At 64.7% G+C, this 25,837-nt stretch carries 15 protein-coding genes; 7 read left to right on the plus strand and 8 right to left on the minus strand.

The features are described from left to right. Positions 1-198: 198 nt before the first annotated feature. On the plus strand, positions 199-3,690 hold the full coding sequence (locus tag LZC94_32905) for a S8 family serine peptidase (GenBank protein ID WXB12637.1): 3,492 nt from the start codon (positions 199-201) through the stop codon (positions 3,688-3,690). A 144-nt stretch (positions 3,691-3,834) separates the two neighbouring features. Here LZC94_32905 and LZC94_32910 read toward each other — a convergent pair whose 3' ends face one another. Then, entirely contained in the window at positions 3,835-4,593 is a 759-nt protein-coding gene (locus LZC94_32910) for a hypothetical protein (protein ID WXB12638.1), read from the minus strand. A 1,218-nt stretch (positions 4,594-5,811) separates the two neighbouring features. Between LZC94_32910 and LZC94_32915 the strand changes: the two genes are divergently transcribed. After that, positions 5,812-9,303: a S8 family serine peptidase gene (locus tag LZC94_32915; GenBank protein WXB12639.1), complete on the plus strand. Its 3,492-nt coding sequence runs from the start codon at positions 5,812-5,814 to the stop codon at positions 9,301-9,303. A 24-nt stretch (positions 9,304-9,327) separates the two neighbouring features. Here LZC94_32915 and LZC94_32920 read toward each other — a convergent pair whose 3' ends face one another. Further along, on the minus strand, positions 9,328-10,461 hold the full coding sequence (locus tag LZC94_32920; GenBank protein WXB12640.1) for a M23 family metallopeptidase: 1,134 nt from the start codon (positions 10,459-10,461) through the stop codon (positions 9,328-9,330). A gap of 181 nt (positions 10,462-10,642) precedes the next feature. On the opposite strand from LZC94_32920, the gene LZC94_32925 reads away from it, so the two are divergent. Next, on the plus strand, positions 10,643-13,438 hold the full coding sequence (locus LZC94_32925) for a KAP family NTPase (protein ID WXB12641.1): 2,796 nt from the start codon (positions 10,643-10,645) through the stop codon (positions 13,436-13,438). A 23-nt stretch (positions 13,439-13,461) separates the two neighbouring features. Here LZC94_32925 and LZC94_32930 read toward each other — a convergent pair whose 3' ends face one another. Then, on the minus strand, positions 13,462-14,529 hold the full coding sequence (locus LZC94_32930) for a GFA family protein (GenBank protein ID WXB12642.1): 1,068 nt from the start codon (positions 14,527-14,529) through the stop codon (positions 13,462-13,464). Between the two features lie 207 nt (positions 14,530-14,736). Between LZC94_32930 and LZC94_32935 the strand changes: the two genes are divergently transcribed. Beyond that, positions 14,737-15,513 carry a hypothetical protein gene (locus tag LZC94_32935; GenBank protein WXB12643.1) on the plus strand — a complete coding sequence of 259 codons (777 nt, stop codon included), beginning with the start codon at positions 14,737-14,739 and terminating at the stop codon, positions 15,511-15,513. An 8-nt stretch (positions 15,514-15,521) separates the two neighbouring features. Here LZC94_32935 and LZC94_32940 read toward each other — a convergent pair whose 3' ends face one another. Then, positions 15,522-16,007 carry a hypothetical protein gene (locus tag LZC94_32940; GenBank protein ID WXB12644.1) on the minus strand — a complete coding sequence of 162 codons (486 nt, stop codon included), beginning with the start codon at positions 16,005-16,007 and terminating at the stop codon, positions 15,522-15,524. Positions 16,008-16,275: 268 nt separating this feature from the next. Here LZC94_32940 and LZC94_32945 point away from each other — a divergent pair, with 268 nt between their 5' ends. Continuing rightward, complete coding sequence (locus LZC94_32945) at positions 16,276-17,037, plus strand: acyl-CoA dehydrogenase family protein (GenBank protein WXB12645.1); 762 nt, start codon at positions 16,276-16,278, stop codon at positions 17,035-17,037. A gap of 171 nt (positions 17,038-17,208) precedes the next feature. Next, a complete protein-coding gene (locus LZC94_32950; GenBank protein ID WXB12646.1) occupies positions 17,209-18,792 on the plus strand; it encodes an FAD-dependent oxidoreductase in 1,584 nt (527 codons plus the stop codon). A 55-nt stretch (positions 18,793-18,847) separates the two neighbouring features. Here the strand turns inward: LZC94_32950 and LZC94_32955 are convergent, their stop codons facing one another. The 3 genes from LZC94_32955 to LZC94_32965 form a co-directional block, all read right to left on the minus strand. After that, positions 18,848-19,072, minus strand: coding sequence for a hypothetical protein (locus LZC94_32955; protein WXB12647.1), 225 nt, complete (start codon positions 19,070-19,072; stop codon positions 18,848-18,850). Between the two features lie 106 nt (positions 19,073-19,178). Then, positions 19,179-19,532: a hypothetical protein gene (locus LZC94_32960; GenBank protein WXB12648.1), complete on the minus strand. Its 354-nt coding sequence runs from the start codon at positions 19,530-19,532 to the stop codon at positions 19,179-19,181. A 1,016-nt stretch (positions 19,533-20,548) separates the two neighbouring features. Then, positions 20,549-22,504 (minus strand): hypothetical protein, encoded by a 1,956-nt coding sequence (locus LZC94_32965; GenBank protein ID WXB12649.1) that lies wholly within the window; start codon positions 22,502-22,504, stop codon positions 20,549-20,551. Between the two features lie 270 nt (positions 22,505-22,774). Between LZC94_32965 and LZC94_32970 the strand changes: the two genes are divergently transcribed. After that, positions 22,775-23,314: a hypothetical protein gene (locus LZC94_32970; protein ID WXB12650.1), complete on the plus strand. Its 540-nt coding sequence runs from the start codon at positions 22,775-22,777 to the stop codon at positions 23,312-23,314. 106 nt (positions 23,315-23,420) lie between these two features. Here LZC94_32970 and LZC94_32975 read toward each other — a convergent pair whose 3' ends face one another. Continuing rightward, entirely contained in the window at positions 23,421-25,145 is a 1,725-nt protein-coding gene (locus LZC94_32975; protein WXB12651.1) for a M14 family metallopeptidase, read from the minus strand. Between the last annotated feature and the right edge of the window lie 692 nt (positions 25,146-25,837).

Raw genomic sequence — 25,837 nt, forward strand, 5'->3', positions numbered from 1 at the left:
CCCGCGCGATGTCGCGCGTCGATACATTGGGGAGAAGAGCTTCCCCGGCATCGATTTCAAACACGATGGTGTAGCCACAATCTGTTATCGCACGCTACCGTAAGCCTATTCTCGTCATTTGGCGCCACGCGGCTCGATGTATCGCGTTCGACGCCCAACGATGAGCGTTCGCTCACCCCTCGTTGGAAGGAGTCCTACATGAAGAGGCTGGCCTTGTTCGGCTGCTTTTGGGTGATTGCTTGCAATTCGTCCCCCCGCGCCGATCTTCCCCCGAGCGAGCCGCCCGACGGCGACCGCTCCAATGCGCTCGTATCCACGGGAGCACGCCCCCCAACACCTGCGGCCGAAAAGGCCACGACGGTCACCCTCATCACGGGAGACCGCGTACGGATAACCCCATTGCCCAATGGGAAAAATGCTCTCAACGTCGAACCGGCGACCGGCCGCGAGCACATTGCTTTTTACCAATCCCAGAGCACGCACGGGGACATCGAGCACGCCACCGTGCTGCCGGAGGACGCCGCGCCGCTGGTGGCCGCGGGCCGGCTCGATCCTCGGCTCTTCGACGTAACCGCGCTCGTGCACCAAGGATTCGACGATGCGCACGGCAGCTCGCTGCGGTACATCGTGACGCACACACGAGGGGTCCAAGCGTTGGCCGCCTCGAGCGTGCTCCGCGCAAAGCCGCTGGCGAGCATTCACGGCGAGGCGGTCACGGTCGACCATCGCGAGGTGGGTCGATTCTGGAGCACCCTCACCGCAACCACGGCGCGAACGCCCGCGGCGATGCTCGCGGGCGGCGTCACCAAGGTCTGGCTCGACGCCGTCGTTCAGCCCGTGCTCGCCGAATCGGTACCTCAAATTGGCGGGCCGGTCGCGTGGCAACGAGGGTTCACGGGTAAGGGCGTAACGGTCGCCGTCCTCGACACCGGGATCCGGGCCGAGCACCCGGATCTCAAAGATCGAATCGCCGAGGTGCGCGACTTTACCGGCACGGATCCCGCGGCCGGCGACGACAATGGTCATGGGACCGCGTGCGCGAGCATCATCGCGGGGAGCGGCGCCGCCTCCGGCGGCCGCTACAAAGGTGTGGCACCGGACGCCAAGGTGCTCATGGGCAGGGTGTGCGACACGACCGGGTGCGCGACATCGAGCATCCTCGCGGCCATGGAGTGGGCGGCGGCTCGGGCTCCCCTCGTCAGCATCAGCCTCGGCAGCGAAGACGCCAGCGATGGCACCGATCCCATGTCGCAAGCCATCAACGCGCTCGCGGCGCAATATGGAACGCTGTTCATCGCGGCCGCGGGCAACGCAGGCGGATCGCAGACGATCAGCTCCCCGGGTGCAGCCGACGCCGCCCTCACCGTCGGGAGCATGACCAAGCAGGGCGTGATGAGCGGCTTCTCGAGCCGCGGGCCGCGCTTGGGCGATTACGCGATCAAACCCGATATCGTCGCGCCGGGCAGCGACATCGTGACGGCGCGCGCCAAGGGCACCCCCGTCGGGGATTACGCGCCCATCGATGACCATTACGTCCGGCTCTCGGGCACCTCGATGGCGACCCCCCACGTCGCAGGCGCGGCGGCGCTCCTGCTCCAGCAGCACCCCGATTGGAGAGCACCGGAGCTCAAAGCCGCGCTGATGGGCAGCACCGCGCGCGTGCGCGATGCGGGCGTCGCCGCGCAAGGCGCAGGGCACGTGGATCTGGCGCGCGCCACCGGGCAAACCATCCGCACGCGCGCCACCAGCCTCGGCTTCGGTGTGCTCCGCTACCCCCATCAAGAGTCCGTTACGAAGACCGTGACGTATCAGAACGACGGAGATAATGCGGTAACGCTCGATCTCGCGTCGAGCATCACGCACTCCAATGGAGCGACGGTCCCCGCAGGCCTCTTGGCCGTGAGCCCGCAGCAAATCACCGTGCCGGCGCACGGCAGCGCCGATGCCCAGGTGACCCTGCGTTCGACCATCGAGCTGGTCGGGCTCTATAGCGGTTGGCTCTCCGCCACCACCACCGTGCGCGGAGCGAACGAGCAAGCGCTGGTGATCCCCATTGCGGCATTCGAAGAAGAGCCATCGTACGATCTCACGCTCCGCCTCACCGACCGCGGCGGCAATGTGCCGCAGTCGCACGATGTCACGATGGTGGACCTCGCCGTCAACGAGGCCCAACGTCACATCAGCCACCTATTCGACCGCGAAGGCAAGGCCGTGGTGCGCGTGCGCTCGGGAACGTACGATATCCACGCGTTCATCGGGGAGATCGATCCCGACGGCTCGCCCAGGCCCCATACCTTGATTTCGCAACCCGGGATCGCCGTCACCCAAGGCGATGTCGAGGTGCCGCTCGACGGGCGGCAAGCAAAACCCGTCACCGTCAAGGTCGATCGACCGGCATCGGTGACCGCCACCCGTATGGTGGTGACCTCCAACGATGGGCTGGACGTGCTGGGCATCGTGGCGCGTGACAACACGAGGCTCTTCGCCACGCCGACCAAGGCCATTCGGGATCATGGTTACGCGTTCATGTACTCGCCCGCGCTGGCCCCTCCCCCGGGCAGCGCCGACCGAAATGCATACATCTATCGACTGGGGTTCGTGGAGCGCGGCCGCATTCCCAATCAGCTCGGCTATCGGGTTCGGGACCGCGAGCTCGCGCGCGTGGAGACCGATTACTTCGCGCAAGGGACGGCCGTGAACGTCCAGCGCCACGAGCAGTTCATCGTCGGGGATCACCTCGCGGTATTCTTCGATCCGCGGGACCAAGCCCTGCCCGGCCGAACCACCGAATACTACAGCCCCGGCCACTGGTCCCATTGGGCCACCTGGAACGACGGCAAGGTCGACGCCGAGTACACGGTGAGCTTCAACGAGTGGAAGGCCGGATACCGTCATCAAGATTGGAATCGCGCGCCGATCGGCCCCGCCTTCAACACGGGCGTCGTTCGCTCCGAGACATGCCGGCTCGAGGGCGGCCGCATCGCCCCTTGCCTGGCGGCAGGCATTGGAATGGCGTCGCCGAGCGAAGAAGGGCACTTCGGCCAGCTGAGCCCCTACAACAAAGTCACCACCGGCACGACCACCCTCTCCCGCGACGGTATCGTCCTCGGAACGTCCCCCAAACCGGGCAGCGGCACGTTCGAAGTCGCGCCGGGCGCGGGAACGTACACCCTCCGCAGCCAAGCCACGCGCGCCGCACCGTGGTCCGCGCTCGGGACACGTATCGACGCGGAATGGACCTTCCGCACCGATCCTCCCTCCGGCTCGGAGCCCGTCAGCGTACCGCCCTTGATGATCGTGCGCGCCGATCTCCCCGTCGACCGGAACAGCGCCGTGCGCGCGGGAAAGCTCGCCTTCGTAACCTTGAATGTCGAAGGGCAGCCCGGCCAACCGAACCCCAAGGTGGAGACCATCGCGCTCGACGTCTCCTACGATGATGGCCAATCCTGGCAGAAGACCCAGGTCCTCGTCGCCGGCCGGCGCGGCTACGCGACGATCCAACCGCCGCGCGGCGATGGTTTCGGCTCACTTCGCATTCACGCGCGCGACACCGACGGCAACGAGGTGACCCACACCGTCGTTCGCGCATTCAAAGTAGCAACGCGGACGCTCGACGAAGCTTCGTCCAACGCGGAGGGCGGCTCGCACACGGGCGCCGGATCGACGTCGAACGATCGCGGCGAAGAGTAGTCCTCGGCGCCGGCGACCTCCCCTCGACCTCGATGGTGCCTAGCCCGGCACCGATGTTAGGACGGACCGAACAAAGGGCGGAGCGCCTGCTCGCGTGCAGGATCTACACGGGCAGGCGCTCTTGGCTACTCCGGGACCGGGGCTCTACACCTGACGAGACGCCGCTATCTTCGCGCGCGCGCCGCAATATTCGAGCATCGCATCGAGCCGCAACTGCTCGGCGTCCACACGCCCATTGGAAATGAATTGCCGACGCGTCGGGATCGGAGAGACGGTTTCATGCTCTGCCCACGAGTGTCCCTTCCGCAACTGTCTGGCCGCAAGGTACCATTTGATCGTATCCCGGGCTCCAATGGTGCGCTCCACCTGAGACACCGTCACGCTCTGCACGTTTGGGATGTCGCTATATACGCAAATGCCGGCGATGACACCTCGCACCAAACGACGGCGGGCATCCTCGACGGCATCGGTGAGGCACACGATCGGGGCGAGGACGCCGAATGCCTGATACGGCGCCGTTGGATCGCTCGCCCCATACAACAACCAGAGCACGGATTCGAGACGTGGCGCGCGACGAGCAACGCGTGAAAGCGCCGCGTAGACGAGGTTCGCGCGCCGCACGACGTTGCTATCCGCGCACCTGCACATCCGCTCCTCGACCTCCGGCGAAAACCCCTGCGACGTCGCGACCCAGACACCGCGCGTCCGGGAGCGCCTGGCCGTCACCTGCGATAAGTCCGGAAACGTAGAATGGAACCCAATTTCGGACTCGAACCTCCCGTAATAGTCCTCGATCTCCCTCTGCCATGGAAACACGAACGCGCGGCTCGTACTCCGCGCTTCGCAAGAATGCGTCTCCAACCCCGCGACCCACACCGATTTCTGTCTCGTGCTGATATCCATCGCACCCTCCATCAAATTCGCTCGACGATTTCATTCGACACGCATTTCGATACGACAATTCAGCAAACCCATGCGACATCACGTCATCTAAGAAACTTTCGGCAGAGCGCGGAGCGCATTTCGCTCGACCAGCCGGCGAACGTTCGTCTCCACATCGAAATCGATCCGGCTTGAGTTTTTGCCGCGCCGCGAAGACGTCGGGCGCCAAATCGCCCCGCTTGTAGAGTACGACCATCTCGCGCCAAAATGGTTCCTCATTACGGACACGACGTTCTGTCATCACGACCTCCACTTTTGGTGTCATCGCGCAATCCGTTGTAAATCGAACTTCGATCGATCGAACGACGTCTAAAATATCGTCGCCTCGATCCTATGCATCCACGCGGCGTGCCGGATGCAACTCGACCGCGCATCATCGGGCAGCGCTACGCTCGCGGCGCACGGATGGACGAACGTTCGATCTGGCTATGGCAGCCGCGCGATCGACGTTTTGCTCGCATTCATCGAGGTCCGATCGACGCAATCGAGCTGCATGACGGAGCACGCGCGATCGACTCCTCGAAATCGCCGGCGAGGAATTCGACATGAGCGAGCAAATTTTTGACACATCCGTCCCCACGATGTCGTACAGAACACGTCGGCTCCGTCCGAAACGTCCGAGCTGCACGCGCGGATCCACGGCGCGGGAACACGTTTCGAAGCAACGAAAAAGCTGGCCACCCTGCAAAACCGAAACTTCCAAAGGTGGCACGTCGTCATCGACGCAATCGAGCAAACGGAAATGCATTTCGGAGTGTGCATCCCTACTTTTTGGTTCAGAGGGGATCGCGGGCTGGCCGGCTCGAATGGAGCGTTTGGTCGAAAACACCCGCGCACTTCGAGCCGGCAGGCTCGGCCGAAGACCGTTCGCTCCTTTAGAAATGTAAAGTACCTCGCGCGCCATGTGACGGCGCGATGACGCGGAGTGGCATGCGTGCAGCCTCGCGCGCCATCACGAGAAGCCCGACTTCCCGTGCGCAGCGCGCCGATGCATCCAACGGCGGCGAACATTTCGAAGAACATGAATCTTCGATTTCGCAAACAAGGGGATGACCGTAATCTGCTATCGTCGCTACCGTACGCCTGTTTTCGTCATTCGGCGCCAAGCGGCTCGATGGGCTGCGTTCGACGCCAACCGATGAGCATTTTGCTTATCCATTCGTTCGAAGGAGTCTTTACATGAAAAGGCTAGCCCTGCTCGGCTGCTTTTGGCTGATTGCGTGTAATTCGTCACCGCGGGCGGATCCACCCCCTGCCGAGCCTCCCGCCGGCACCCCGTCCAATCCGCTTCTATCGGCGGGGGCCTCCGTCCATGCGCCGGCGACGGGGCAGCCCACCACGGTCACGCTCATCACGGGGGATCGCGTCCGAGTGACCCCATTGCCCAATGGGAAACATGCTTTCACCGTCGAGCCGGGCACCGGACGCGAGCATATTGCCTTTTATCAATCCCAAAGCACCCGCGGGAGCACCGAGAAAATAACCGTGCTGCCGGAGGACGCCGCGCCATTGGTGGCCGCGGGGCGGCTCGATCCTCAGCTCTTCGACGTGGTGGCGCTGATGCAGCAAAGCGCGGGCGATGCGCACGGCAGCTCGTTGCGGTACATTGTGACGCACACCCCCGGGATCCGCGCGTTGGCCATGCCGAGCGTGCGCGCGGCCAAGCCTCTGGCCAGCATTCATGGCGAAGCGGTAGCCGTGGACGCCAAGGACGTGGGGCGATTTTGGGGCGGCCTCACCGCGCACGCGCCCCCAATGCAAAGCGCAACGCTCGCGGGCGGGGTCGCCAAAGTCTGGCTCGACGCGATCGTACAGCCGGTGCTCGCCGAGTCGGTGCCTCAAATTGGGGGGCCTGTCGCGTGGCAACGGGGGCTCACGGGGAAAGGCGTGACGGTCGCCATCCTCGATACGGGGATCCGGACCGAGCACCCCGATTTCAAAGACCGAATCGCCGAAGCGCGCGACTTCACCGGTACGGATCCCGCCGCCGGGGACGACAAAGGCCATGGCACGCATTGCGCGGGCGCCATCGCAGGCACGGGGGCCGCGTCGGAGGGCCGCTACAAAGGTGTGGCACCGGACGCCAAGCTCCTCGTCGGCAAGGTGTGCACCATCGCGGGGTGCTCGACCTCGGGCATCCTCGAGGGCATGGAGTGGGCCGCCGCGCGCGCGCCGCTCGTGAGCATCAGCCTCGGCAGTGACAATCCAAGCGACGGCACCGATCCCATGTCGCAAGCCGTCGACGCGCTCACGGCCCAATATGGAACGTTGTTCGTCGTGGCCGCCGGGAACGCGGGCGAATCGCAGTCGATCGGCTCCCCGGGCGCAGCCGACGCGGCCCTCACCGTCGGCAGCATGACCAAACAAGGCACGATGAGCTACTTCTCGAGCCGCGGCCCGCGTGTACGCGACTATGCCGTCAAACCCGATATCGTGGCTACGGGCAGCGACATCGTGTCGGCGCGCGCCAAGGGCACCCCGAATGGGGACTTCGATCCCGTCGACGATGGGTACGCGCGGCTCTCGGGCACCTCCATGGCGACCCCCCAAGTCGCAGGTGCGGCCGCGCTCTTGCTCCAGCAGCACCCCGATTGGAAGGCACCCGAGCTCAAAGCCGCGCTCATGGGGAGCGCCGCGCGCGTGACCGATGCGAAGGTCGCAGACCAAGGCGCGGGCCGCGTCGACCTGGCGCGCGCCACGGGGCAAACGATCCGTGCGCGGACCACGAGCCTCGGCTTTGGCATGGTCCGCTACCCGCATTCGCAGCCCACGACGAAGACCGTCACCTACCAAAACGACGGCGACACCGCGGTGACCCTCGCCCTCGCGCCGAGCATCACCGGCGCCGATGGATCCACCGGGCCGGCCAACCTCATTACGGTCAGCCCACGACAGATCACCGTGCCGGCACATGGCCGCGCCGACGCCAATATCACCCTGAATTCGACCAATGACGTAGCCGGCCTCTATAGCGGCTGGCTCTCGGCCGCCACCGCCCCCGGCGATCCGCGGGACGAGCAAGCGCTGGTGATCCCCATCACCGTCTTCGAAGAACCATTGGCGTACGACCTCACGCTCCGCCTCACCGACCGCAGCGGCCACTTGCCGCAGTCCTACGAGGTCACGATGGTGGACGTCGCCGTCAACGAGGCCCAACATCGCATCAGCCACCTGTTCGACAGCGAGGGCAAGGCCGTGGTGCGCGTGCGCCCGGGAACCTACGATATCCATGCCTTCATCGGGGAGATCGATCCCGACGGCTCGCCCAGGCCCCATACCTTGATTTCGCAGCCCGGGATCGCGGTCACCCAAGGCGATGTCGAGGTCCCGCTCGACGGACGGCGCGCAAAACCCGTCACCATCAAGGTCGACCGACGGGCTTCGTTCACCGCCGCCCGCATGGTGGTGACCTCCAACGACGGCCTGGACGTGTTGGGCATCGTAGCCCGTGACGGCACCCGGATCTTCGCCACGCCGACCAAGACCGTTCGCGATCATGGTTACGCGTTCATTTATTCCCCCGCGCTGACCTCTCCTGCGGGCAGCTCCGGCCGAAATCCATACATCTATCAGCTGGGGTTCGTGGAGCGCGGCCGCATTCCCAATCAGCTCGGTTATCGGGTTCGGGACCGCGAGCTCGCGCGCGTGGAGACCGACTACTTCGCGCAAGGGACGGCCATGAACGTCCAGCGCCACGAGCAGTTCATCGTCGGGGATTACCTCGGTGTGTTCTTCGATCCCCGAGACCAAGCCCTGCCCGGCCGAACGACCGAATACTATAGCCCCGGTCACTGGTCCCATTGGGCCACCTGGAACGACGGCAGGGTCGACGCCGAGTACACGGTGGGCCTCACCGAGTGGAAGGCCGGATACCATCACCAAGATTGGAACCGCGCGCCGATCGGCCCCGCCTTCAACGCGGGCGTCGTTCGCTCCGAGACATGCCGATTCGAGCGCGGCCGCATCGCCCCCTGCCTGGTGGCCGGCATTGGAATGGCATCGCCGAGCGAGAATGGGCACTTCAGTCAGCTGAGCCCCTACAACAAAGTCACCACCGGCACCACCACCCTCTCCCGCGACGGCGTCATCCTCGGTACGTCCCCCAAGCCGGGCAGCGGCAAGTTCGAAGTCGCGCCGGGCGCGGGAACGTACACCCTCCGCAGCCAAGCCGCGCGAACCGTACCGTGGTCCGCGCTCGGAACGCGCATCGACGCCGCATGGACCTTCCGCACCGAGCCTCCGGCGGGCTCCGACCTCCTCAGCGTGCCGCCCTTGATGATCGTGCGCGCCGATCTCCCCGTCGACCGGAACAGCGCCATCCGCGCTGGAAGGCTCGCGTTCATGACCTTGAATGTCGAGGGCCAGCCTGGCCAACCGAACCCCAAGGTGGACACCCTCGCGCTCGACGTCTCCTACGACGATGGCCAATCGTGGCGCACGACCAAGGTCCATGTCGCCGGCCGGCGCGGTTACGCGATCCTCCAGCCGCCGCGCCGGGAGGGCTTCGGCTCACTTCGCATTCACGCGCGCGACACCGACGGCAACGAGGTGACCCACACCGTCGTTCGTGCATTCAAGATTGCGACCCGTACCCTCGACGAGACTTCGTCCGACGCGGATAGCGGAACGAACGCCGACGCGGAGGCCTCGGACGATCGCGACGAACAATAGCCCTCGACCTAGGCGGCGCGACCCTCACTTCTGGCCGCAGTTGGAGCTGGTGAGGGTCGCTTCGCCATAAGACGCCGGATACGGCGAGAGCGACTTGCCTTCGAGCTCGATGGGTTGCCCCTGACCGTCGCGCAGCTGCTCGTAATGCAGGTGCGGGCCGCTGCTGCGGCCGGTGGAGCCCACCTTGCCGATCTCCTGCCCTTGCTTGACCTCGACGCCGCTCCCCACGGAGAACGATTGCAAATGAAAGTAGTAGGTCTTCCACGAATCACCGTGGTCGATTGAAATATAGTTGCCCGCCCCATTGGGCTCGACGTGCTGCGTGGCCGTACCATCGGCCGAAGCGAGCACCGAGCTTCCATCGGTGCTCCCGCTGGGGTTGACGAAGTCGAGCGCCTGACGAATTTCCCCGTTGTAATGCGTATACGTCCACGTCTGCCCGCAGGGAAAGGGCGCCAGGAATTTGCGCGATCCATCGGTCACTTTGCCGCACGAGCAATCCTTGCTCGCCTGCTGCTGCGCATCGGAGGCCGAGGTGTTCCCGGTATTGCAATCGGTCGTCGACGATTGGCAAGCCGCCGTCGTGGTGGCCCCCGCGGTCGCCGACCCGCGAAGGGATTCGCCGCAGGTCCTCGTCAAGCACGCGCTGGCATCCGTCAGGAGCCCCACGGCGCTGGGGCCAACCCCAGAGGACAACAAGGTACCGCCCCCTGCCCCTCCCATCCGCGCCGGCTGGCTATCGAGATCGGCCACGATCCGATCGACGATGCGATTGGCGTCGACGTTCTTCGCAAACGTGTTCTCCACGACGCGCGCTTGCGAGCGATCCGCTCCGATATCGAGCTTCAAGGTCGCCGGCGCCGCACCCTTCCTCGAGAGCTTGGCCTCGAAGCTTCGACGGTAACCTTCGCTCGTCTGCAGCTCGAGCTCGATCGTCTTCGTATCCGCCGCATCGTATCCCCGCACGACCGTCGCATCTCCATGGCCGGCGCTCACCCCCCAGGTAGAGACGCCGAGCTCGGAGCGCGTAGCCTCCGAGGCGCTCAAAACGAGGGGCGCATCGATGGTCGAATTCGGAGGGGCGTCGTGCTCGGCGCGTGAGCATGCAAAGCCCAGGAGGGTCAGGACGGTAAGCGTCGCGATCGCCGTTCGTTTCATGACGTCGCGCAGTGCAATCGGGGGGCCGCGCCTTGGAGATGTGCTTTTAGCGTGGATTTCACGGGCAACGAATGAGGCGCGGAATTCGGACTTCCAGCGAGGGAAATGGATGTGCCGGTGGCGGTGCCGGATTTTTCTAGGGCGCCTAGGCATGGCCCCACCCTTCGCGTATGTTCACGATATGCTCGAAAGCGTCGTCGTGGTCGCACCGCGTATGGCGAAACGGGATGATTTCGCCCGGCTTGGCAAGCTAACGGATTGTCCGCTCGTCCTGGTCGCGCTCCCCGACGGGCAGGAGAATACGGATGCCTCGGCACGCGAAGGACACCTCGCGTCCGGCATCGAGAAGTGCGAGACCGCGCGCTTCATCGTGCTCGTTCAAGGCAATCCGGCGACGGACGCCGATGGTCATCATCGCGCCTTTCTGACTCAGCTCTACGCGCGGCTATCGCCAAAAGCGCGCCGGCGCTCATTGAGCTTCGATTGGCAATGGACAGCGCCGACGGGGTCAAGTGACGGCCTTTTGCCGAGCTCTCCGCCATGGGGTCGATCCGCTGGCGATCTCGCGAACGCCCGCGACGATGATCTGCGCCCCTTGCTGGAGGCGGGCGCGCCTCCCCCCAGAACGACCGACGAGCGACCGTTCGAGGGCATGGTGATGGGCGACCATCCCGCGACGGACGATCGACTCGGATTCGAACCGGCGGTGGGCGAGCTGGCGTCGATCCTGTCGAGCGAAAAGCTGCAGCTACCGCTGGTCGTTTCCATCGAGGGTGGGTGGGGTGCAGGCAAATCGTCGTTCATGGCGCAGCTGCGCACCGAGTTGCGCAAGAAGGCCACGACGAACGGAAAACCGCTCGACACCGATCCCCCCGGCGTCGTCACCATATGGTTCGACGCGTGGGCGGCCGAGGCACAATCCTCGCTCCTCTCGCGCTTCGTCCTCGGGCTCCTCGACGAGATCCAGCGGCGCGAAGGGCTCCTGACACGCGGGTGGAATCGGCTTCGCCTCGCACGAAGGCGGTTCGACCTGGGGACGGGGTGGAAGGATCTCGCCAAGCTCGTCACCGGGCTGCTCGTTCTGTCGATGGGCATCGCGGGCGCGTGGGCGAGCATCGCGATGCGCGACGCGAGCTCGTGGGTCGCGGAGAAAACGGCGGCCGGCGCGAACGCGCTGACGATCTTCTCGGCTGCATTCGGCACCGTCGTCGGCGCGGTCGGGATTCGCCGGATCAGCAAATGGGCGGGCTCGCCCTTTTCCATCGATCTCTCCAAGCACCTCCGCGAGCCCGGGTACGAGGCCAAAACGGGCTTTCTCGATGCATTTCGCCGAGACCTTCACCGTGTGATCGACGTCTACGCCCCCTCGAGCACACGCATCTACGTCTTCATCGACGATCTCGATCGGTGCGATCCCGCGCTGGTGGCGGAGCTGACGCAGGCCATCAACGTCCTTCTCGGACAAGCGGTTCCATTCGTTTATGTCCTCGGCTTGGATCGTCAAAAGGTCGCGGCGGCGATCGCGGCCAAGTACGACAAGATCGCAGCGCTGGTCGCGGATCCCGCGGAGAAAGGTGCGCCGCTCGCATTCGGACACGCGTTCCTCGAGAAGCTCATCCAACTCCCCTATCGCGTCCCGGCGCCGACGGCCGACGCCCTCCCGTCGCTGGTCGCCAGCGACGAGCATGGGAGCGACACCTCCCTCGGCGCGGCGGTGAGGCTGGTCGCGCGGTTTCTCGAGTTCAACCCGCGCCGCATCAAGCAATTCACCAATGTCCTCTCGCTGCGCGTCCGCTTGCTCGCAAAGATGACATCGGAGTTGCGCGCTGGCTCGCGCCGCCCCACGCTTCATGCGCTCGCGAAGGTCATCGCCATCGAGCTCCGCCAGCCGGAGCTCATACGCGACATCGCAGAAGACGCCAATCTGCTCAACGCGCTCGTCCTCGGCTCGGGCCGCGGGACGGAGACCGAGGCATACCGCCGCTGGTCGGCGCAATCCGAGTTGATGGAGCTGCTCACCGCGACCCTTCCCGCGCGCGCGCCCGACGTCGTCAAGGTCGATCGGGAGGTATCGCTGCTCGATGTGGATTTCGGATCGCTCCTGCACCTGAGTCCCCAGTCCGGCGCGGCACGCGACGCGCCCGAGGTGGCCATGGCTCCCCTCGTGGCCGTGGAGAACTATGCACGGGAGTACGAGAGGCTCCGGCGCGCCGGACCATCCAGCGTCAGCCGAACCAAAATGCTCACGCGGCTCTTCGACGACGTAGCCCGCATTCAACGCACCACACCGCTGCCGCCCGAGACCATCGAGGAGCTCTTCTCTACGGAGAAAGAGGGCAATCGCATCGCCGCCCTGGCGTTGTGCCAAAGCAAGCAACCCCCTCTGTCATGGACGATCGCGTTGCGCGTGCTCGATTCCCCGCGCAGCGCCTTCGAGGACTACCAGGCGCTGCGCTTGCTCGTCCAAGTGTGGCCGCTCCTCGATTCGCCGACGCGACGGCGCACCGCGCGGGCCGTATCGCACCGCCGCTACACGGGCCCGCCGATCCCACGCCCCGATACATCCAGGTGGGTCATGAGCGAAACGCTCCTCCGAATGGCGCGGAGCATCGAGCTGGAAGACGAGATCATGATCGAATTGCCCGATCAAGAGCCGATTCGCATCGAGCTGTACAGAGTACGATCGTTCAATGCGCTCGCCGATCGCATTTATGCCGCCTTGGATGGAGCCGTGGCCCCCTATTCCTACGGGACGGATTGGGTCATCCGGCACGGCACGAACGTCCTCGAACACATGCGGCAAATCAATGGGGAGGACCCAGGGGAATACGTATCCGACGAGCGGTCGCTGCGGTCCCTCGGCGTGGGAGCCGGTGATGTGTTGCGCGTCGAGCTCCTCGGTCACCGGGCGAAACGCTCGATCGCGCGCAGCGCCGATGATGCTTCTCGGATGGTCTCGCCGTCGTTCGACCCTTGATGCTCGCGCGCATCGAGGCGCCTTCACGTTTCGCGCTGGCGCGAGCCCCGTTGGTGGAGCACGGAGCGCGGCGCCCACTCGGCAAATTGGGGTACCTCGTCGACGATATCCTCCCAGGGCGCCTTGTCGGAGACGAAGGTGTGCGCCCTTGCCTGCTTCGTGAACGGAGTGTCCAGGCTCCCCAGGCGGATGCGGAGAACGTCGGGGCTCGACGCCAGATAGGCATAAATGGGCGAGCCGCAGCTCGAGCAGAATGTTCGGAATTTGCCGGGAGACGATTCGTGCTCACGGAGCACGGAGGCGCCGCGCAGCAGGCGGAAGCGCGCCCGGTCGACGGGCGAATTGGAGCCGTGCGCCGTGCCGCTGGCCTTGCGGCAGCTCGTGCAATGGCAATATCCAAAGTCGCCGAGCTCGGCGTGTAGTTCGTATTCGATGGCTTTGCAAAGGCAGCTCCCTCGATACAGGGCGTCGCCGCTGGGCTCGAGCGGGCTCTCGGCCGCAGGCTGAAACGGCGGGTCCGCAGGCTGGAAAGGCCGGCCCACAGGCTGAACCTCCGCGAGCACCGCGTCGCGCGCATCCTTGCCGAGGAGCACCTCGATCACCCAGGCGGAGAGCTCCACACCGGCCAGGCACGCAGCCGCCGTGGCGATGTTCCCTTGGCGCACGAACGGCGCGTCGACCACCTCGATCCCCGCCTCCCGAAGAAGCGGCGCGGCCGTCGGGTGGGTCGTCGCCCGTTTGCCCTCCAGCAATCCGAGCGCGGCGAGCAACAAGGCGCCCGAGCACATGGAGCCGATGAGTTGCCTCGTTGGATCGAGCGCGAAACGGGCGAGGTATTCGCGGTCGAAGCGGAGCTCGCGCGTGGCGGGGCCGCTCGCGAAGAGAACGGCGTCGGCCGCGGCCGCCTCCTCGATGCGCCCGTGCATCGGCAAGGTCAAACCGGAGACGCTCCGGTGCTGGGCCTCCGTTCCGAGCAGCTCGACCCTCCAATCCGGCCTGCGAGCACGAACGCGTACGCGATTGAGGAGGTCCCACGCGAGAAAAACGTCGACGTCCGTAAAATCGTCGAACACGATTTGAGCGATGAGCATGATGCCACCTTCCGCTACGAATTATGTAGCAACGCGCGCGGCGCGACAAGACGCCTGGGCTACGAGGCGAGCACTCCCTCGCACGATCACGTCGAGCGCGCACGAGCGCTCCGTCACACGAGCGCATCTGGGAAAAAAGCGCACAGCCCAGCAAACACGGCGTCACGGACGCCGTGGAGTTGGCATATGGCGTGCTCGAAAAAAGGCATGGCGCATCTCTCGAACACCTCTTGGGCGGAGCGCGCGGGCGATCTCGGCGGTTTCATCCTCGCACCCCTGACGGCCACCATCAGCCGCATTCGCCACGCGCGCATGTTTCACCCCGACGGCCGCACGTACCGCGCCAAGGTGACGCTGTGCACGTCACGCCCCGAGCTCAAGCCGATCGCAGAGCGCCTCCGCGGGCCCGCGCTCGTCCGTCTTTCGAGCGCATGGTGGCGGGGTGAAAAACCATGGCGCGACGCGCTCGGCATGGCGGTGCGCTTCGTTCGCGGCGGGCGGATCACCGCCGAGCCGGCGAACGACGATCAGGACCTCTTGCTCGCGACCATTCGATTCCCGTGGACCCTGCCGTTTGCGCCGCTGGCCACCAATGTCACCAGCTTCCTCTGGAACCATTTTCACGCCGTCTCCCCCTTCGAGATCGAAACCGTGGGTCGCGTCAAGGTGCGGGCGCGCTCTCCGAGGCTGACGAACGAGGGGGGCATGTCGCGTGAAGAGCACCTCGCGTGGGCGGTCTCCACGCACCGCGCCGTATATGCCATCGAGGTGCGAAAGCTCGATCGACCCGTGTGGCGCCGCCGCTGGGAGCCCATCGCCGAGCTGCATCTCGAGGAGCCGATCGACGTCGACCAGTCCGCCCTGCGCTTTTCCCCGTTTCGAGCCGGTCGCGGACTCGAGCCCAAAGGCTTCGTGCACCACCTGCGCATCGCCAGCTACGCGGCGAGCCAGCGTGCGCGCCGGCCACGAGCAGATGGCCAATGAGCTTTACGTCACGAACAAAAGCTCGCACACGCGGACACCGGCTCGTAGTGGGCCGTGCAGTCGATCGTGCGTCGAGGGTGCGCCTCCCGAATGCACGCATCCCGGCGCGACGGATCATTTTCGCAATAGCTGCACTTCCCCCCCGACCCCGTTAAGGTGCATTGCGTTCCGCCTCCGCACTCGGTCGAGCGGCCGGAGCAGCTCGCTCCGGGCTCGTAGGCTCCGAAGTACGCTTTATCGAGCAGGCACTGCGAGCAGGCCCCGCTCGTCCCCGTCAACCGCGCCGCGCACGTAGAGCGGCACGTGCGCGCGCTTTGCTCGCTGCAAATATCGTAGGCGTCGGGACGTGAGGGCTCCTTGATCGTGCACAGCTGCACGCAGCGGGGATCGACGTTGGTCGATGCATCGTCGTCGTCCCCCGAGCAGGCGAGGAGCGCCACGAGCATCCCCGCGAGGCCCACGGTGGGGATGATTACCTTTACATTGTAAGACATACGGTACGATCTCCTGGTCACGGCATGATTGTGTCGAGCTGCGGGCTTCCGTCTCGGCCCGAGGGCACCTCCGACGATTTCGTGAAGGTCATACCGGGCGCCTTGGAGCGCGGGATACCGCCCGTCACGAGGTCACCACCATGGGTCGACCTACGTCTCATCCGTATTACGCATCCGGAGACCCCCTCCCCATGTGCGCGGACGGGGCTCTTGAAATGACGGTTCGGGGGGGCGATCGTCGTGCGCACCATCCGCGGGAGAGGACCCTATGACCACGAACGAAGCAGCGAACCCCACGGCGGCCGACCCCATGGATCCGGTGCGCGCGATGGACGCCCGGGTGGCGATGATTCGATCCGAATGTGCCGATCTCGACACCACGCGAGCCATCCCCGCCTCGGTCATGCGAGCGCTCCAGGCCGCGGGGGTTTATCCGATGCTGGTCCCAAAGGAGCTCGGTGGCGCCGAAATCGATCCGGTAACGTTCTTGCGGGTGGTGGAGGCTGCGTCGTATGCCGATGGATCCGTAGGATGGTGCGTGGCGATCAGCGGCTGTTACGGCACCTTCGGTGGGATGCTCCCAGCCGAGGGCGCCCGCCGCATCTTCGCCGCCCCGGCGACGATCGTGGTCGGCGCCTTCCGGCCTACGGGGGTTGCCACCCCGGTCGACGGGGGATATCGCGTGACCGGCCGCTGGCCATTTGCCAGCGGGTCCACCCACGCCACATGGTACCTCGGTGGATGCACCATCGTGCGCGACGGTAAGCCCATCATGGGCCCTACGGGGGTCCCTATGCCGCGATCTCCTCGGGCGCGAGCTCATTCCGAGCCCGTGGGCCATCGACTACCGCGGCGAGGCCTGACCCCGCTCGCCATGGCGGCCGTTCGCGAACGCGCGCCCACGATTCATCGCTCATGCCGGCAGGAGCAGACTCTTGCCGGCCCTGCGCCGCGCCTCGATATCGGCATTGCGGTATGTCCGCCCTCGACCGTGAAACGTCTCCTTTCACGGCAATGTCAATCGCAATAATTGTCACATGCACATCGCACCGAGCACGATGGCCAATGGGGTCCGCGCGAGGGCCAAATCGCGGGTGCACATTTACTTGGCGTCTTGGGCGATTTACTGAATGTTCTGATTCGCCCGAAACGACGAGGACAATCATGGCACGAACGGAATTCTTTGGAAGGATCGCGCGCGGTGCGAACGGCCATTTGGCTCGAGCGGCGGGGGATTCAAACGTGGGAGCCACCCGCCAAAGCGGCCGATCGCACCAAGGGATCGCAGCCCGATTTCGGGCGCCGGCAGCTGTTGCAAACCTTTGGCATGGCCGCGGGGGCGGCGAGCCTCGGGGCTGCGCTGCCCGCGTGCGCATCGGGGGTCGACGAGAAGGATGACGGGCCCGAAATCGATGCGCAATCGTCGGCAGTTGCAACGCGCGGACCACAGATTGTCGTGGTGGGCGCGGGTCTCGCCGGGTTGACGGCGGCGTATCGTCTCGCGCAACGCGGCCGCCGCGTTCGTGTGGTGGATGCCAACGACCGGATTGGCGGTCGTACCTTCACCTTGCGCGACCGATTTCCGACCAAGGTCGAATTGGGCGGCGAATTGATCGACACCGGGCATGTGGCCATCCAGCGTCTGGTGGGCGAATTGGGATTGCATCTTTTGGACCTGGTGGGGGCCACCGCCACCCTGGAGCGCGAACGTTATTTTTTGCGGGGCGAGACGTACACCGAGGAGCGAATCATCGAGTTGTTCCGGCCCATCGCGCGGCAGCTCGATGCGGACTACGAGGCGCAGGGGCCCGAGATCGCATCGTACGACTCGAACAACGAAGTTCAACGCAGGCTCGATCGAACCAGCATTCAAGAGTGGTTCGACCAGCACGGCTTTCACGGTCCCGCGCGGAGCCTCCTCGAGGTTGCCTATGTCGGAGAATACGGACGTGAGGCCTTCGAGCAAAGCTACCTCAATTTGCTTTACCTCATTTCGACGGAGGCTCCGCCCTTGGAGCTCTTTGGCGACAGCGATGAGCGCTTCACCGTAAAGGAAGGCAACGACGCCATCGCCAAAGGGCTGGCGGCACGGTTGCCGGAGCCGGTGCGGCTCGAGCACCGCCTTCTGGCGCTTCGTGGAAAGAGCGATGGTCGGGTCGAGGTCGTTCTCGATGCCGGAAGGCGCACGGTGCAGATCACCGCCGACCAGGTGGTGGTGGCCATCCCGTTCACGCAGCTGCGAAAGTGCGAAATCAGCGGCATCGAAATCGCGAGCGCCCAACGTCTCGCCATCGATCGCCTGAACTATGGGACCAATAGCAAGTTGATGCTCGGTATGTCCTCGCGTCCGTGGGTGGCCGCCGGCACGTCCGGATCTTCGACCACGGATTTGGACTACCAGCAAAGTTGGGACTCGTCGCGCGGCTATGCGACCACGGGCGCCGCCATCACCTCGTTCAGCGGCGGCAAGCACGGGCTATCGGTGGGCGAAGGCCGCGTTCAGGACCAAGCGGCGCGCTTCGTGGCACGGCTCGAACGGGTCTTCCCCGGCGCGGCCGCCGCGTACGATGGTACCGCCGTGCGCATGGTTTGGGGCACCGCGCGCCACTTCGAAGGAAGCTATTCCTGCTACGCGCCCGGCGACTGGACCAAGATATCCGGCGCCGAAAAGCTCCGATTCGGAAATGTGCACGTCGCGGGCGAGCACACCAGCACCGACTTTCAGGGCTACATGGAGGGCGCCGTCGAATCGGGCGAGCGCGCGGCTGCCGAAATTCTCGAGTAAGACGAGGGCGCGCGCGGTCGATCCGCGCGGGATGACCCGCGGGAGGACGGCGCGCTCATAACGCCGTCCTCCCTACCCTGCGGCCCAGGATGATGGCGGCCACGAACGAGACCGCGCCATCGAAGCCAAGCTCGCCGTAAATGCGTGCAGGCAGCAGAAGGCCCATGGCGAGGAGCTCGAGGAGCACGGTGAAGCCGACCTGAGCGAGGTAGGTGAGCGGGACCGATCTCGCCGCGCCCGCGGTGGCGGAGATGGGGAGATCGGCCGTTGGATGTTGCATGCAGGAAAACGTAGCCGGGGGACGCATGCCTTCCACTGCATGTACGGAAGCTTATAAGTGCGTCCCATGCACTCGTCGAAATGGCGTGTGCAGCCGCGGGCTCCTCCTACTTCGGATCGCGAGCGTCCGCCGGAGCTTTGGAAGAAATGACCCGCGCGACGGCGGTCCAGTGACGCGGATAGAGATGCGCCAGGAGGGTCAACGGCTGGTCCGACCAGGGTTGAGGCGCGTAACGGACGCCATCGGGGTCGATCGAGCTCCGGGCCGCGAAGCCTCGGCGCACCAGATCGGCGAGACACTTGTCACAGGAGTAGGCATCGCGTTTGAGCTCACGGGCAACGGTCGCTCCCGACCAAAGGCGTTCCGGCCACGCGCGTAGCAACAAGATGACCTCGAGCTCCTGCACCGAGCCGATATGGTTGAAAATAAAGCGCTGTAGCGAAGGGGGCAGATTGATCATGCTTTCTCCAAAAAAAACGGCCACGAGTTTTGGGCCAAACCATTCAAGCGAATTCGGGGCGACTTGCCGTGCATGCGCGAGTCCTGCTCGCGATGTCTGCGAACGCGGTCAGCTGGCTGCGCACGCCTTCGGCTATGCGGCAGCGCACGCGACCCTCCGCGGCGCGCGTCTCCCAATAGGGCGATCACTCGACGCAAATCGTTTGACGTCCACCAACGCGAGGTGAATGCGATTCGAGCGACGTGTGCGACCAGCGCACGCCGATTTTCCCGCCGGCGCACGCGGACTCGATCGCGACCGGCGCCCGGTCACGCGCTCGACGCACGCAAGATTCGATCGCGTGCTCATCGCGCGCAAAACGCTCGCGCGCAATCCGCGCGCGCAAACGCTCAACGCCGCGGCAACCTCAGGCCCGTGGAGGGCGGGGTGGACACTCGGCGACGTGATCGCTCACGAGGCGGTCGGACGTGGGTCTCCGCCATGTCACCGAATTCAAATGCTCACTGGAAATCTCGAATAGCTCTCGTTCGATGCGCGCGACCGGCTCGTCGGTTCGTTCTTCTTCCTCGAGCATCACGCCCATATCTGCGGTTCCGCTCTCGGCATCCCCATGGTCCTGGGGGTCCCCCAGCCACGAGTCCGCGACCGCGAAGCTCACCGTCTCGGTATTCGCGTCGGCTCCAGCAACGGAGCGCAACATTCCCCACAACGCTACGAACAGCATGCAATATGCAAGCGGCACGAGGATGAGGGAAGTTGCGAGGGCGAGCCCTCGCGCGAACATGCGACTCACGCGGTGTCAGAATATAAGTCACCGAGTAGCCAGCTTCAATCTTTTTCGTAGTTTGAAACGATTCGTACTCTCACGTCTTCGATGCGAGCTCGTTGCTCGTCCGTCGTATGCGCGCTTCGCCCATCGTGGAAGAGCCTGCTGGAATATTTCGCGGAGCCCTGCGGTTGGCTGCGCCCCCCCCGTGGTAAGCGCAATGTGGAATGCGTTTTCGTCGCGCGTTCCGCTACAGCGGGTGGCGCAGCAACGTTCCTTTGCGGCCACCGACGAAGACCTGATTGCCATGGCCGCGCACGGCGTTGAGCGAGTGCGTGGTGCCGCTATCTTGCGCAGTCCATGCGGCGCCGTCGTAGTGGAGGATCAACCCATCGTCGCCGGTGGCCCAGATATTTCGAGGGCCGTTTCCCCAGGCAGCGTGGATGGTCTTCGCGCCGGCCGGGTTGGGGACCGATGTCCAGGCGCTTCCGTCCCAGTGCTGGAGCTTGGTCGTGTTGAGCATCCAGACGTCGTTGGCGGCAGATCCCCAGATCGCGCCGCCGTCGACGGACGCAGGGCTCCAGGCCGTGCCGTTCCAGTGAAACGCTCGGGGGCTCGGGTTGGAAGGATCATCGGTCCGCCCGGCGGCCCAAATGTCGGTCGCGGAGCTGCCCCATAGCTGATCGAGGATCACCGTGTTGGCGATGAGGTCCTTCGTCCACGTGGTGCCGTTCCAATGTGCCAGGACGTGCTCGCCGGAGATCCAGACGTCGTTGGCCGCGGTGCCCCATATCGCGTGCAGATCGCCCCAACCGCGAAGGGCGAGCTGGTGCTGCTCATGATTCCACGCCGTGCCATCGTACTTCATGATGAAAGGACTACCGCCGATGATATCGTCGTTGCCGATGGCCCAAAGATCGTTGGGTGAGCTGCCCCATATCCCTTGAATGTGCGCTTGCCACGCGTACGTCCATCGCGCGTTCCACGTATCGCCGGTCTTGTTCAAAATGTAGTAGCCGCCCACGGCCCATAAGCGATCCGAGCTCCAAATCCCATGGATCCACTCGCTGGTCACGTACTTGGTCGACCACTTCGATCCATCCCACGCGAGCGAGATGCCGGTCCTGTCGCCTCCGTAGATGCTCGCGAGCGCGCGCCCCACCGCCCAGGATTTACCGGGGCTCGCGGACCATGCCGCGTCGACGATGATGGGCTCCATGGCGCCCGCCGCCGTCCATTTCGCGCCATCCCAATGCGAAAGGGGGCTGCCCGGGCGCAGGGATGCCGCGGCCCAAACATCATTGGCGCCCGAGCCCCACAACATGTGAACGAGGCTCGCGCCGGATTCGAATGCGCTCGGCGTCTCCCTCCATACGGCTCCGTCGAAGTGAAAAATCACCGGCGCGCGATTGCGCCCGCCGCCGACCCACACATCCTTTTTCCCGGTGCCCCATACGGAGCCCATGGTCACATCGCCGCCGTTCGGCAACCCCGCAACGGGCGACCACGTATGGCCGTCCCAATGCAGGACCCTCCACGTCACCGCGTAAAGGTCATCGCCCGCGCTTCCCCATAGGCTGTCGATTCGGCGGTCGCTGTCCTGGAAGCCCGTGGTTGCAGAGGTCCACTTCGTGCCGTCGAACCGAAGCAGCACGGGACCTTGCGAGCCCGATCCCTCGATACCGCTCGCCCATGCTTCACCGGGACGCGCGGACCACACGCGCGTGAATCGCGTCTGCTCGAACTTCTGCGCGGACCAGGCGCGCCCGTCGTAGTGAAGTATCTCGCCATTCCACGCATCATCGTAGCCGACCGCCCACACGTCCGTGGCGCTGCTCCCCGAGACGGCCTGCAGATCCACCTTCGTGCCGGAAGGAACCCTCGTCCACGAGACGCCGTCGAAGTGAAGGATCGTCCCCGCTTCGCCGACCTCCCACACGTCCGTGGCGCTGCTGCCCCACACGCCGCGAACGTCTTGCCCCTGCGGCGACGGATGCTCCCAGCACCATCCGTCCTTGCTACAAATATCCTGCGTACCGGGAACCCGTACATCGCCCGAATCCGATTTTACGACCAAACCGGAGTCCACACCGGGCGAGCCTCCGTCGGAATTTTTTCCCGGATTGCTGCCATCGCTGGCGCAGCCGGACGCAATGACCAAACCAAGGGTGCTGCCACCCAGACAAACGAGAAAAAGAAAGCGCATGATCCATTGAACGTCCCTCCCCGTTCGCTATTCCAATTTCGCGACCTCCGGCAATGCGCGCCATTGGTTTCGTGTAACCAATCGTGAGCAGGGATATGAGCCAGCCGGCGCAGCGGATCGCAAATCGACGTCACGCCACGCGCACGTCATCGATTTGGATGACCCGGGCCAGGTGCTGCACGTGACTAATCTCGATTTCCAATCTCTCGGTCAACTGGAGGAGCTCGAATGAAATCATCGACCCGTGTTGCACGACCTTTGGCTCGCGCGTTGGGACTCGTGGCTTTCGCCTTCTGCGGCACTGCGGCTGCTCAACCCTCTCCGGGCGACAGCATCGTGCCCATCGGCATGACGGTGGCGGACGACCCTACCCTGGCCGGCGTCATCGAAAAGGACGAGAGCCGCAAAATCTTCTGCACCGGCTTGTACGGAACACTTCAGACCCGCGTCGTACGCAGCACGATAACGGGCAACGTCGACTTCTACTTTCGCGTGACGAATGCGGCCCCGAGCTCGGGTCCCATCGTCGCCGTCTATGTCAGCGATTTTACGAATGCAGCCTGGAACGCCAGGTCCGACTACCGCGTCGACGGCGTCGGTACGGTGCCGCCCACCCGCATCAACCGCTCGTCGTCACCCGGAGATACGTTTTCATTTCACTTTTTGAGCTGGCCCCTCGCGCCCGGTGAGAGCTCCCGCCAGATCTACGTGCAGAGCCTCGCCAAGAACTACGATCGCTCGGGCTACGCGCTGATCGTCAGCGATCGCGCGTCGTGCCTCGTGTACAACGTATTCCGCCCCGTGCCGTAGGGGCACAACCCTACGAACGAGAACGAGGCGGTGCATCGGAAACGACCCTACCGTCGTCGATGACCGCCTCGTTCTGGGGCTCGGACCGCGCGCTAAGCGGATCTTCTTACTGAACGTTGATGAATACGGCGCTGGGAACGCCCCAATTTCCGGAGGCGTCCTGGCTCTCGACCAGAACGATGTGCCGGCCCGTCTGCCATCCGCTGGTATCGATGGACGCGGTCACGCTTTCGGTCTTCGCGTTGAAGGCGCCGTCGGACGCGCTCATGGCGACGGTGGTCGTTCCGGAGACCCACGAGGGTGCGCCCACCGAGTAGCGAGCCGCCGCGATATTTTGAGTCGCCTCGCTGGTGCTGCTGTAGCGGCCATCGATGGCCTTTGCCGTCAAGGTCACCTTGGCCCCCGCGGTCACCGTGGACGGCGACGCGACGACCTCGAGCGAATCCGGTCCGGAGGGCGTTTGGTACGGACGCCGCGCCGCCTTGAAGGCATAACGCAACGCCGCGAGGTTGCCGGGAGCGACCGTGCTGGTGAAGCTCGAGCAGCTCTCGAAGAAGGCCGTGCCCATTTCGATGGTGTACGAGGCCACGCCCAATTCGCCATAGGACCAATCGTCCGTGCCACCGCTTGCAACATACATGCAACCGGAGGCCGCGACCTGGCACGCGGAGTAGCCATTGAGGAAGCCGAGCTTGCGGCCCAAGGTCGCCAACCCCGCCGCATTCGGCGGCGCGCTCGCGCTCCAACCCCACGGATAGAGCACCTTCTGCGCGTAGCTATGCAAGGTGATGAGGACACCCGTGGCGGTGCTCGGCGCCGGATCCGAGGTATTCGGCCCGCGCTGATCCGGAAAAATGGACGCAATGTAGTCCTGCACGGCCCGGGTCTCCGGCTCCGACGCCGCGCTCGGTCCTCGGTACGTCTCCGCACATGCTTGGGAGCTCGAGCCCCCCGTCGCATATTTGTAGGAGCTGTTCCGATTCAGATCGGTCCCATACTGATTGCTCGACTGCGGCGGATTGGAGCAACTTCCGCCGTTCGAATTGTTCCCGTTCTTGCGTTGGTAATAGCCTTGCTCGGCGATTTTCCTGCCATCGGGGTTCGTCTGCGGCAAAACATGCAGCTCGTAGTGGTCGAGCAACCATGTTGCATCGGCATCCGTCCCATAGCCATTCACCATCTGCTCGGCGAAACGCAGCGCCGTCTCCGCCGTCGTGTACTCCCGTGCGTGGATCGCGCCCATCAGGAAGAAGACCGGCTTCGGTCCCGCGATGGCGCTGTTGGTGACCTTGAGCACGCGCAGGTCGTACCCCTGGCTGCTGTTCTGTACTTTCTTCCACGACTTGCCAATGGTCACCACCTTCGCAAGCGTCGGATGATCCGATACGAGCGTATTGATGGCCGTGTTCGTCTCTTCGACCGTGCGATAGCATGAATAGCCCGGGATGCCCGCCAGGGCCTCCATGCTCTGGGTCTTCTTGCGCGCCGCCGCGGATTCGCGCTCGACGATGTCGACGCGATATCCCTGCGCAATGAGGTCATCGTACTGCTTGGCGTCCTCGATCAGAACGGCGACCCATCCCTCCTCGGCATTGACCTCCTCGAGCACATCGAGGTCCGTCTCGTCGACCATGCGTTGCAGGTCGGCCTGATCCTTGTAGTAGACGTGGGTCACCAACAGGTCTCCACGGGCCGCGGATGCCTCCGCGGGGGCCTCGGGGGCCGCGGCGCCATCGCTGCTGCAGCCCGCGACGAGCACCATGGTCGATGCAAGCCCGAGCAAGGCCGAGAGGGCCAATACGCTCTTTCGCCGAATCGTTCGCAATTGCATGGAAACACCTCACTTCGGGGGTTGAATTCGACACACCGAATCGCGGCATCGCGACTTCTGGGCTTCGGTGCAAGGAGCACACACTCTCCCATTCGTTCGCACGAACGAACGTTCGCGTGGGCTTCCGCAAGCACCACCCGCAGTGTGTGGATCGGGCCACTGCAGAGATGCTCCAGCGAGAGCAGCGAGGCCACGTATAGCATGATTGCGATGACGTTCATCTGATTAATCGAAGTGCCCACCGACAGATGACCACGTAGTCGCCTTTCTCGTTCGGTGCGCGCGAGCGGGCGGTGGCATCGTTTTCGGACGAGGGGAGGACTCGCTGCGTCAATTCGGGGCGTCGGGGGCCACCTTCGGCCGCGGGCGTTCGTGACCATCCCGCACACCAGGGCGCACCCGGAATCCGAGCACCGGCTATTTCACGTAGAGTGAATCAGGTCGTGGCGCGCGCGCACGGGCGCTCCGAATCGTCCTTCGAGCATGCCACCGATCTTCGGAAACGCGTTCGCGTACGATTTGGAGTATCTGCCCGCCCCCGCGGGCCAGGGTCCTAAATGGATATCGTGCGGAATGAAACGAATGAACCGCATGTCCCTCCGCGATGTGAGTTTGTCAATTATCAAGCATTCGACCGTTCCTGCTCGACCCGCGGCAGGAAGAGCGGACGAGCCGCGGATCATGTATGACAT

The sequence above is a fragment of the Sorangiineae bacterium MSr11954 genome, assembly GCA_037157815.1.
GTDB classification, from domain to species: domain Bacteria; phylum Myxococcota_A; class Polyangia; order Polyangiales; family Polyangiaceae; genus Pendulispora; species Pendulispora albinea.

Bases quoted from the DNA above. Each gene is read 5' to 3' on its own strand.
- LZC94_32905 (WXB12637.1), top strand. From the start codon at position 199: ATGAAGAGGCTGGCCTTGTTCGGCTGCTTTTGGGTGATTGCTTGCAAT.
- LZC94_32910 (WXB12638.1), bottom strand. From the start codon at position 4,593: ATGGATATCAGCACGAGACAGAAATCGGTGTGGGTCGCGGGGTTGGAG.
- LZC94_32915 (WXB12639.1), top strand. From the start codon at position 5,812: ATGAAAAGGCTAGCCCTGCTCGGCTGCTTTTGGCTGATTGCGTGTAAT.
- LZC94_32920 (WXB12640.1), bottom strand. From the start codon at position 10,461: ATGAAACGAACGGCGATCGCGACGCTTACCGTCCTGACCCTCCTGGGC.
- LZC94_32925 (WXB12641.1), top strand. From the start codon at position 10,643: ATGCTCGAAAGCGTCGTCGTGGTCGCACCGCGTATGGCGAAACGGGAT.
- LZC94_32930 (WXB12642.1), bottom strand. From the start codon at position 14,529: ATGCTCATCGCTCAAATCGTGTTCGACGATTTTACGGACGTCGACGTT.
- LZC94_32935 (WXB12643.1), top strand. From the start codon at position 14,737: ATGGCGCATCTCTCGAACACCTCTTGGGCGGAGCGCGCGGGCGATCTC.
- LZC94_32940 (WXB12644.1), bottom strand. From the start codon at position 16,007: ATGTCTTACAATGTAAAGGTAATCATCCCCACCGTGGGCCTCGCGGGG.
- LZC94_32945 (WXB12645.1), top strand. From the start codon at position 16,276: ATGACCACGAACGAAGCAGCGAACCCCACGGCGGCCGACCCCATGGAT.
- LZC94_32955 (WXB12647.1), bottom strand. From the start codon at position 19,072: ATGCAACATCCAACGGCCGATCTCCCCATCTCCGCCACCGCGGGCGCG.
- LZC94_32960 (WXB12648.1), bottom strand. From the start codon at position 19,532: ATGATCAATCTGCCCCCTTCGCTACAGCGCTTTATTTTCAACCATATC.
- LZC94_32965 (WXB12649.1), bottom strand. From the start codon at position 22,504: ATGCGCTTTCTTTTTCTCGTTTGTCTGGGTGGCAGCACCCTTGGTTTG.
- LZC94_32975 (WXB12651.1), bottom strand. From the start codon at position 25,145: ATGCAATTGCGAACGATTCGGCGAAAGAGCGTATTGGCCCTCTCGGCC.